The sequence below is a fragment of the Micromonospora sp. NPDC005707 genome, assembly GCF_040631005.1.
Classification (GTDB): Bacteria; Actinomycetota; Actinomycetes; order Mycobacteriales; family Micromonosporaceae; genus Micromonospora.
In genome coordinates, this window is the sequence record NZ_JBEXYR010000019.1 from 106,062 (window position 1) to 115,268 (window position 9,207).

Below are 9,207 nucleotides of genomic sequence, written 5' to 3' on the forward strand. Positions count from 1 at the left end.
CCGCCCGACGTCCGGAGAAGAGATGGCAACGATCCCCCTCGCGCCGAGGCTGGGACTGCGGGCGAATGCGGCCCAGTTCCTCCTGCTCGTCGCGGTCAACGCGCTGGTCGGCGGCGTGCTCGGCACCGAGCGCACCGTGCTGCCGCTCCTCGCCGTGCGGGAGTTCCACCTGACGGCGTACACCGCCGCGCTGACGTACATCCTCGCCTTCGGCGCGACCAAGGCGGTGACGAACTTCTTCGCCGGCACCCTCTCCGACCGGTACGGCCGCAGACCGGTGCTGCTGGCTGGCTGGCTGGTGGCGATCCCGGTGCCGCTGCTGCTGATCTGGGCGCCGACCTGGGGCTGGGTGGTCGCCGCCAACGTGCTGCTCGGCGTCAACCAGGGACTGGCCTGGTCCACCGCGGTGATCATGAAGATCGACCTGGTCGGGCCGCACCGGCGTGGCCTCGCCATGGGGCTGAACGAGGCCGCCGGCTACCTGGCGGTGGCCGTCACCGCGCTGGCCACCGGCGCCCTCGCCGCGCGGTACGGGCTGCGGCCGGCGCCCTTTCTGCTCGGCGCCGCCTACGTCGCCGTGGGCCTGGGCCTGTCCGCGCTGCTCGTCCGGGAGACGCGCGGCCACGCCCACCACGAGGCCGCCACCCACCAGGGGAGCGCCCACGGCCGCGGCCTCAGCACGAGGCAGGTCCTGAGCCTGGTCAGCTGGCGGGAACCGGCACTCAGCTCGGCCAGCCAGGCGGGCCTGGTGAACAACCTCAACGACGGCCTCGCCTGGGGTCTGTTCCCGGTGCTCTTCGCCGCGGCCGGGCTCTCCCTGCCCCGGATCGGTCTGCTGGCGGCCCTCTACCCGGCGGTGTGGGGACTTGGTCAACTCGTCACCGGTCCGCTCTCCGACCGGGTCGGCCGCAAACCCCTCATCGTGGTCGGGATGCTGACCCAGGCCGGTGCGCTCGGACTGATCGCCGGCGCCCACGGCTTCGGCGGGTGGGCGGCGGGCGCGGTGCTGCTCGGCGCCGGCACCGCGATGGTGTACCCCGCGCTGCTGGCGGCCGTCGGCGACGTCGCCCACCCGGCGTGGCGCGCCCGCGCCGTGGGCGTCTACCGGCTCTGGCGGGACGGCGGCTTCGCCGCGGGCGCCCTGTCGGCCGGACTGCTCGCCGACCTCGTCGGCATCCGCGGCGCCACCTGGGCGGTGGCGGGACTCACCGCCGCATCCGGTCTGCTCGTCGCAGTGCGGATGTACGAGACCCACGTCCGGCCGGCCGCGGCCGGCTGACGACACCACGGAGGGTCCACAGGGGATCAACCGAGCGTCTATCCTGTGCGCCGACGAACCAGGCGGAAGGGATCCGATGCCGTCCCGGCAGGACCAGCTCCACTCCTACCAGTTCACCGTCCAGCGGGCGGTCGCCGCGCTGGTGATGCGGGAGACCGACCCCGGCCAGTCGCCGTTCCGCCGGCTGGCCGGGGCCGGCCTGGCCAGTGTGCTCGTCGCGGTGATCGCGCTCGGCGGGGTCGCCCTCTACGGCCTGTTCGCCGGTGGTGGCAGCGCCTGGCGCGACCCGGGCGCGGTGATCGTGGAGAAGGAGTCCGGCGCGCGGTTCGTCTACCGCGAGGAGAAGCTGCACCCGGTCCTCAACTACGCCTCGGCGCTGCTGGTCATCGGGGCGGACCGGCCGAAGACCGTGCTGGTCTCCCGCCGCTCCATCGAGGGCGTGCCACGCGGCCTGCCCCTCGGCATCGCCGACGCCCCCGACTCGCTGCCCGCGCCGGGGCGGCTCACCGGCGGGGCGTGGACGGTCTGCTCGGTCACCGCCGTCGAGGCGGGCCGCACGGAGGTGCGTTCGGCGCTGCTGATCGGGCGGGACGCCACCGGCGGCCGGCCCCTCGGCGACCAGGGCCTGCTGCTGCGCCACCCGGACGGCAGCCTGCACCTGCTCTGGCACGAGCGGCGCTACCTCCTCCGCGACACCGACCGGGTGCTCGCCGCGCTGGCCGCCACCCGGGAACGGGCGGCGCCGGTGGCCCCGGCGCTGCTCAACACGGTGCCGGCCGGGGCCGACCTGGCGCCGCCCCCGCTGCGCGACCTGGGCGCCCCGTCCGAGCGGGTCACCGGCGCCACCGTCGGCGACGTCTATCTGGTCCGCAACTCCGGCGGCGGCCGGCAGTACGCGGTGGCCGGGCGGACCGGCCTCGCCGGCATCACCGAGTTGCAGGCGGCCCTGCTGCTCGCCCGCACCGGCCAGGGCGCCCCGGAACCGATCACCCTGGGCCGGTTCGCCGCCCTGCCGAAGCTTCCCGACCTGGTGCCGACCGGGCCGACCGCCCCGCCCGCGGTCCCGCCCGCGCTCGCCGCGGTGGAGGGCGGCGCGCTCTGCGCCCGCGCCGGCGACGACAGCGGCGTACGCGAGGTCCGGCTCGGCGCCACCCCGCCGGACCTCTCCGCCGCCGCGCGGACGCCGGCCGGCCGGGGCGGGCTGGCCGACCAGGTGCTGGTCGAGCCGGGGCGGGGAGCGCTCGTCGAGTCGGCCGCCGCCCCCGGCGCCACCGGCGGCGCGGTCTGTGTGGTCACCGACCTCGGCCGGCGCTACGTGCTGGCGGGCGCCGACGTGCCCAGCATGCTCGGCTACGCCGGGGTGCGTCCGGTCCGGCTGCCGGCGGGCCTGGTCAGCCTGGTGCCGGCCGGCAGCCCGCTCGACCCGGCCGCCGCCCGCACGGTCGCCGCCCCGGCCTGACCCGGCGGCGCGTCCGCTGCGCGTGGGCCGCCGCCCGCGCCTGCCCGGGCCCGGCACCCGCAGAGCCACGGCGCGGACGGGCGCGGGGACGGCTCAGGCGGCCGGCTTGCGGAACACGGTCACCGCGAACTCCGCGTCGTCGTGCCAGGGACGTAGGTCCCAGGTGGCGAAGCGGTGTTCGAGGCGAAGCCCGGCGGCGACCGCGTCGGCGTCCAGTTCGGTGAGCGGGTAGCCGCGGTCGGTGCCGAAACCGACCACCACCGGGCCGTCCGGCCGGACGTGCGCGGCGATCCGGGTCAGCACGGCGCGCTCGGTGCCGGGGGCGACGAACGCCATCACGTTGCCGGCCACGACGGCCGCGTCGAACGGCTCGGGCTCGCCCTGCGCGGCCAGGTCCAGGTCGGCCAGGTCGGCGACCAGGAAGCGCGGGCCGGGGTGGTCGGCGCGGGCGGCGTCGATCAGCACCGGGTCGGCGTCCACGCCCACCACGGTGTGGCCCCGGCCGGCCAGCGCGGCGGCGACCCGGCCGGTGCCGCACCCGGCGTCCAGGATCCGCGCGCCCGGCGGGACGAGCGCGTCCAGCAGCCGGGCCTCGCCGGCCAGGTCCGCCCCCTCGGCGGCCAGTTGCCGGAACCGGTCGATGTACCACTGCGAGTGTCCCGGCTTGGTCTCGGTCACCCAGCGGGTCGGCTTGCCCATGCCGCCACGGTAGCTGATCTTGTTTGGCCGGGCCGCAGAACCTCAGCTCAGGGCGAGGAAGGCGCCGGTGGCGAGCGGGGCGCCGGTGACGGCGCCGGCCACCACCTGCGGCCAGGTGTGGTCCCGCAGCACCACCCGGGACCAGCCGACCGCCGCCACGAGCAGCCAGCCGGCGTGCAGGGCCGGGCCGAACAGCAGCACCAGGACGGCCGTGGTGGCGGCCGCGACCGCAGCGTGGATGCTCAGCTTCCACCAGTGGTTGACCAGGGTGCAGGCCGCGCCGACCACGAAGATCACCACGATCACGGCGAACAGTTCGGCGGGCGCGCGAAGCGCGGCCAGCAGGGCCGTGCCGACCGCCACCGAGGCCAGGCCGGTCAGCAGGGGCCGGGCCCGCTGGGTACGGTCGCCGACGTGCCGGTCGGTGAGCCGGCCGCGGCGTACGCCGTGGACGATCACGCCGACCGGGAGCACCGCGCAGAACAGCAGTGCCGTGCCGCCCCAGAGCAGGAACTGCTGCGGGGAGCGGCTGACCCGGGCGGCCGCCACCAGCGGCAGGGCGGTCACCAGGACGCCCGGCGCGAGCACCTCGGTGATCAGCCGCGCCGCCCGCCCGCTGACCGTCCGTTCCCGGGTCGCCCGCACCGGGCCATCCTGGTGGAGCCGTCCGCCAAGGTCAATCAGCCCTTCTCCGCGCCGCTGGTGAGGCCCTCGGTGAGCAGCCGCTCGCCGGCGAAGAAGAGGATCACGATCGGCAGGGTGAGGATCACCGAGCCGGCCATCAGCACCGTCTTCGGCACCTCGACGCCGTCGGCGAGCAGCGACAGCCCCAGCGAGACCGTCCACCGGTTGGGCCGGTCGACCAGGAAGAGCAGCGCGAAGAGGAACTCGTTCCAGGCGATCATGAAGTCGTAGAGGGCGACCGCCATCACCGACGGCGCGGCGAGGGGCAGGCTGACCCGGCGGATGATGCCGAGGCGGCCGGCGCCGTCGATCGCCGCGGACTCCTCCAGGCTGACCGGGATGGTCTCGAAGTAGTTCTTCAGCATGTAGACCGAGACCGGCAGGGTCTGCGAGATGTAGACCAGCACCAGCCCGACCAGCGACCCGCGCAGCCCGGCCCGGGTGAAGACCACGAACAGCGGGATCGCGATGACGATCGACGGGAACAGGTAGACCGCCAGGAACAGCGCGCTGACCTGCCGCCGGCCGAAGAACCGCAGCCGGGACACGGCGTACGCGCCGGGGATGGCGATCACCAGGGTGAGCGCGGTGGCGGCCAGCGCCACGACGCCGCTGTTGCGGATGAAGGCGAGGAAGCCCTGCCCGCCGTCCTCGACGGACTTGAGCACCTCGGCGTACGTGGCCAGGGTCAGTTCACCGACCGGCACGAGCAGCGAGCCGGGGTCGAGCAGCAGCCGCTCGATGGGGCGTACGGAGAGCACCAGCATGTACCAGAACGGCAGCAGGGTGACCAGCAGGAAGCCGGCGATCACCAGCCGGCGCAGCCAGCGCAGGCTCACCGTCTCGAGCCGGTCCCGGTCCATCACGCCTCCTCCCGCCGGCCGCCGAAGAACCGCAGGTAGATCGCCACGAAGACGATCAGCACGACGGCCAGCACGACCGCCTGCGCCGCCGCCGCGCCGATGTCGGTGCGCGCGGTGAGGAACTGGTAGACCCGGACGCTCACCACCTCGGTGCCGGCCGAGCCGCCGGTGAGCAGGTAGACGTCGTCGAACTTGTTGAAGGTCATGATGAACCGGAGCACCCCGATCAACGCGATCACCGGCATGAGCTGGGGCAGCAGGATGTGCCGGAAGCGCTGGGTCGGCGTGGCCCCGTCGACCCGGGCGGCCTCCTCCAGCTCGGCCGGCACGGCCTGGAGCCGGGCGAGCAGGAACAGGAAGGCGAACGGGAAGTAGCGCCACGCCTCGAACGCGATGACCGTCCACAGCGCGGTGGACTCCTGGGACAGGAACGGCACGGGCTCGTCCCAGCCGAGGAACCGCCGGCCCCAGTCGTTGACGACGCCGAGCTGCGGGTCGAGCATCACCTGCCAGACGAACGTCATGGCGACCACCGGCGCCACGTACGGCAGCAGCATGGACGCGCGGACGATCGTGCGGCCCCGGAACGGGCGGCGGACCACGAGCGCCGCCACGAGGCCGACCAGGATCGAGCCGACCGTCCCGCCGGCGCTGTAGACCACCGTGGTCCACAGCGTGTCGGCGAAGCCGGGGGTGTGCAGCACCCGGTCGACGTTGTCCAGGGTCAGCTCGCCGAAGAGGCCGGTCCGGCGCAGGGTCGCGAGGCGTACCCGTTGGAAGGCCAGCACCACGGTCCAGACGATGGGAATGCCGATCACCGCGACCACGACGAGCAGGGTGGGGGTGACCAGCGCGAGCCCGGCGCGGGACTCGCGGCGGCGCAGGGTGAGCGGGCGTCGGCCGGGCCGGCGGGGCCGCTCCCCGGTGGGGGAGCGGCCGGCCTCCGGCACGGTCCTGGTCAATTCACGCCCTTGGCGATCGCGTCGACGTCCTTCTTCGCCCGCTCGGCGGCAGCCCGGGCGTCGGACTTCCCGCCGACCACGTCGGCGAGCGCCTTGGGCACCGGCAGCTCACCGAGGATCGCCCCGACCAGCTTCCCCTGGCCCTGGGCCAGCCCCCAGCGCTGGAAGGTGTCCGGGCTCTTGCGCACCGTGGCGAGCACGTCGGAGCCGTAGACCGCCGACAGCGGCTGCTTGCGGTCCACGCCGGCCTGGCTGGTGTTCCAGGCGGTGAGGAACTTCTGCCTGTCCTCCGCGGTCCCGGTGCGCACCGGGACGCGCCCCTCGGGCGACATGCCGAACCAGCGCGGGTAGCCGTCGGAGAGCATGTACTCCACGAAGGACGACGCGGGGTCGCTCGCGCCGTCGAGCACCGCCCACGAGCTGATCTCGCCGTACTGGGCCGGCTCGGCGCCGTTCGGGCCCTTGATGGCGGTGACGAAGCCGCTGTTCTTCGCCAGCCACGCCGGATCGGACTGGCACTGCGGGCAGGTGGGCCGGGCGTCGTTCCGCAGCCCGGCCAGCTCGTCGAGGATGAACGGCGACCAGATCAGCATGGCCGCCTTGCCGGCGAAGTAGGTGGCCCGGGTGGTGTCCACGTCCTGCGCGCCCCGGACCGAGTTGTTCCGCATCAGGTCGCCGTAGAAGCGGAACGCCTCGACGCACTCGGGGGAGTCCAGCGTGACCTTGCCGGCGTCGTCGGTGAGCTGGCAGTTGTTGGCCAGCGCGAGGTGTTCGAAGGTCTGCTGGGTGAAGACGTCGCCGGGGGCCGTCGCCGCGGTGATGCCGGCGACGCCGCCGGTGTTCAGCTTCGCCGCCGCGGCGGCGATCTTCTCGTACGTGTCGGGGGCGGGCAGGCCGGCCGCCGCGAACAGGTCCTTGCGGTAGACCAGCAGTTGGCCCCACCCGTCGCTCGGCACGGCGAGCTGCCGGCCGTCCTCGCTGGTCAATTCGAGGGCGCGCGGGGAGAACGTGTCGCGGCCGAGCTTGTCGACGACCCGCTTGTTGGCGTCGGGCTCCAGCAGGTCGTTGCCGGCCAGGGTGCGCACCCCGGCCAGGGAGACCGAGCCGACCACGTCGGGCAGGTCGCCGGCGGCGGCGCTGGAGGCGATGAGGGAGGGGAACTGGTCCTCGTTGACGGTGACCAGGTTGACCTTGACGCCGGTCTTGGCGGTGTAGTCCGCGATGATCGCCTTGGTGGCGTTCACCCGGTCCGCCACGTCTTCCAGGCTCCATACGGTTATCTGGGAACTGTCGGATTTCGGCTCGTCGTCACCGCAGGCCAGCAGGGTTGTCCCGGCAAGTGCCATGATCAGGGTGGGGGCGAGCATCCGCATCGAGGGTGATGGCATCGGTGGCACTCCTCTCGAAGGGTACATCAGGGATTTAACGCCTTCGATTGATCGTTTACAAGACAATTACCAATATTTCGGTTTAGAATTGGGCCCGGCACTTCCCTCGGAGCGACGCCATGGGCAACTGGGTTGTCTCTCTGGCCGGGCCCCGGCGCGTGAGCCTGGAGCCCTGCCCCCCGGACCCGCTCGGCCCCGGCCAGGTCCGCGTCCGCACCTGCTACTCCGGCATCTCCGCCGGCACCGAGCTGACCCTCTACCGGGGCAGCAACCCCCGCCTCAGCAAGGACTGGGACGACGCCACCCGGATGTTCGTGCCCCGGCAGGCCGCGCCCGCGTACCCGGTGGTGGGCTTCGGCTACGAGGAGGTCGGCGAGATCGTCGAGGTCGCGCCCGACGTCGCCGACCGCCGGCCCGGCCAGGTCGTCTGGGGCATCTGGGGGCACCGCGCGGAGGCCGTGCTGGCCGCCGGCGCGGTCACCCCGCTCGCCCCCGGGCTCGACCCCCTGGTCGCCGTCTTCGCCCGCCCCGGCGCCATCGCGCTGACCGCCGTGCTCGCCGGCGACCTGCACCTCGGCGACTGGGTCGGTGTCTTCGGGCAGGGCGTCATCGGGCTGCTCGGCACCCGGCTCGCCGTCCTCTCCGGAGCCCGGGTGGTGGCCGTCGACCGGGTGCCGGAACGGCTCGCGCACGCCACCCGGCTCGGCGCCCGCCGGGTCGTCGACGCCGCCGTCGACTCCGCCGCCGCCACGCTGCACGCGGCCACCGGCGGCCGCGGCGCGGACGTCTGCCTGGAGCTGTCCGGGTCGTACCCGGCACTGCACGAGGCGATCCGCGCCACCGCCCACGCCGGCCGCGTCGTGGCCGCCGGCTTCTACCAGGGGTACGCCCACGGGCTGGGACTCGGCGAGGAGTTCCACCACAACCGGATCCAGCTGGTGGCGGCCCAGGTCTCCGGGCCCGCGCCCGCGCCCGGCACGGCCGGCCGGTGGACCGGGAGCCGGATCGCCCACACCTTCATGGACCTGGTGGCCGAGGGCAGCGTCGACCCGCTGCCGCTCGTGAGCCACGTCGTCGACGCGGGCGCGGTGGCCGACGCGCTGGCGTTGCTCGACCGCGGTGACGGTGACGCCCTCCAAGTCGTGCTGAGGTTCCCATGACCATCCCCCTCGCCTGCCAGGAACAGTTGCTCCCCGGCGCCGGCCTGTCCGACAAGTACGCCCTCGCCGTCTCCCTCGGCTACCAGGGCATCGAGCTGCGCGGCCGCGGTGACCTGGCCCTCGCCCGGCGGCTGCCGGAGCTGCGCCGCGCCCGCGCCGAGGGCGTGGTCATGCCGACCGTCTGCGTCGAGATGGACCACTTCATCGGCGACTTCGACGCCGAGCGCTCCCGAGACGCGGTGCGCAACCTGCGCTCCCAGCTCTCCGTGATCGCGGAGCTCGGCGGCATCGGCGCGATGACCCCGGCCGCCTGGGGGATGTTCTCCCGCCGGCTGCCCCCGTTCGAGCCGCCCCGCCCGCCCGAGGGCGACCGGCAGGTGCTGGTCGACGCCCTGGGCGAGCTGGGCGAACACGCCCGCGCCGAGGGGGTCACCCTCTTCCTGGAACCCCTCAACCGGTACGAGGACCACATGGTCAACCGGCTCGACGAGGCGGTCGCCCTGTGCCGCGCCGTCGGGCTGCCCTCGGTCCGGGTGGTCGCCGACACCTACCACATGAACATCGAGGAGGACGACGCCTGCGCGGCGCTGCGCGCGGCCGCGCCGTACCTGGGACACGTGCAGGTCAGCGACTCCAACCGGCACCAGCCGGGGGCCGGGCACCTGGACTGGCCGGGACTGCTGGCCACCCTGGACGAGATCGGCTACCCCGGC

General features: G+C 74.2%; 9 protein-coding genes. 4 read left to right on the forward strand and 5 right to left on the reverse strand.

What is annotated here, in order from left to right; translation table 11 throughout:
* The first annotated feature begins 22 nt into the window (after nt 1-22).
* Entirely contained in the window at nt 23-1,279 is a 1,257-nt protein-coding gene (locus ABZ452_RS29035) for an MFS transporter (RefSeq protein WP_357949532.1), read from the forward strand.
* Nucleotides 1,280-1,355: 76 nt separating this feature from the next.
* Complete coding sequence (gene eccB, locus ABZ452_RS29040) at nt 1,356-2,738, forward strand: type VII secretion protein EccB (protein ID WP_357949535.1); 1,383 nt, start codon at nt 1,356-1,358, stop codon at nt 2,736-2,738.
* A 93-nt stretch (nt 2,739-2,831) separates the two neighbouring features.
* Here eccB and ABZ452_RS29045 read toward each other — a convergent pair whose 3' ends face one another.
* Genes ABZ452_RS29045 through ABZ452_RS29065 form a run of 5 tightly spaced genes read right to left on the reverse strand, consistent with a single transcriptional unit; the run spans nt 2,832 to nt 7,334 of the window.
* Complete coding sequence (locus ABZ452_RS29045; RefSeq protein ID WP_357949537.1) at nt 2,832-3,437, reverse strand: methyltransferase domain-containing protein; 606 nt, start codon at nt 3,435-3,437, stop codon at nt 2,832-2,834.
* Nucleotides 3,438-3,479: 42 nt separating this feature from the next.
* Nucleotides 3,480-4,082 (reverse strand): phosphatase PAP2 family protein, encoded by a 603-nt coding sequence (locus ABZ452_RS29050; RefSeq protein WP_357949540.1) that lies wholly within the window; start codon nt 4,080-4,082, stop codon nt 3,480-3,482.
* Nucleotides 4,083-4,117: 35 nt separating this feature from the next.
* Nucleotides 4,118-4,984 carry a carbohydrate ABC transporter permease gene (locus ABZ452_RS29055; RefSeq protein ID WP_357949542.1) on the reverse strand — a complete coding sequence of 289 codons (867 nt, stop codon included), beginning with the start codon at nt 4,982-4,984 and terminating at the stop codon, nt 4,118-4,120.
* On the reverse strand, nt 4,984-5,946 hold the full coding sequence (locus tag ABZ452_RS29060) for a sugar ABC transporter permease (protein ID WP_357949545.1): 963 nt from the start codon (nt 5,944-5,946) through the stop codon (nt 4,984-4,986). Before ABZ452_RS29060 ends, ABZ452_RS29055 begins: the two co-directional genes overlap by 1 nt.
* Nucleotides 5,943-7,334, reverse strand: coding sequence for an extracellular solute-binding protein (locus ABZ452_RS29065; RefSeq protein ID WP_357949547.1), 1,392 nt, complete (start codon nt 7,332-7,334; stop codon nt 5,943-5,945). Before ABZ452_RS29065 ends, ABZ452_RS29060 begins: the two co-directional genes overlap by 4 nt.
* A 119-nt stretch (nt 7,335-7,453) precedes the next feature.
* Between ABZ452_RS29065 and ABZ452_RS29070 the strand changes: the two genes are divergently transcribed.
* Complete coding sequence (locus tag ABZ452_RS29070; RefSeq protein ID WP_357949550.1) at nt 7,454-8,494, forward strand: zinc-binding dehydrogenase; 1,041 nt, start codon at nt 7,454-7,456, stop codon at nt 8,492-8,494.
* On the forward strand, nt 8,491-9,207 hold a 717-nt coding region (locus ABZ452_RS29075; RefSeq protein ID WP_357949553.1), incomplete at its 3' end, for a sugar phosphate isomerase/epimerase family protein. The genes ABZ452_RS29070 and ABZ452_RS29075, both read left to right, overlap by 4 nt.

Coding starts and splice junctions, on each gene's coding strand:
- ABZ452_RS29035 (WP_357949532.1), top strand. CDS start 23: ATGGCAACGATCCCCCTCGCGCCGAGGCTGGGACTGCGGGCGAATGCG.
- ABZ452_RS29045 (WP_357949537.1), bottom strand. CDS start 3,437: ATGGGCAAGCCGACCCGCTGGGTGACCGAGACCAAGCCGGGACACTCG.
- ABZ452_RS29070 (WP_357949550.1), top strand. CDS start 7,454: ATGGGCAACTGGGTTGTCTCTCTGGCCGGGCCCCGGCGCGTGAGCCTG.
- eccB (WP_357949535.1), top strand. CDS start 1,356: ATGCCGTCCCGGCAGGACCAGCTCCACTCCTACCAGTTCACCGTCCAG.
- ABZ452_RS29055 (WP_357949542.1), bottom strand. CDS start 4,984: ATGGACCGGGACCGGCTCGAGACGGTGAGCCTGCGCTGGCTGCGCCGG.
- ABZ452_RS29065 (WP_357949547.1), bottom strand. CDS start 7,334: ATGCCATCACCCTCGATGCGGATGCTCGCCCCCACCCTGATCATGGCA.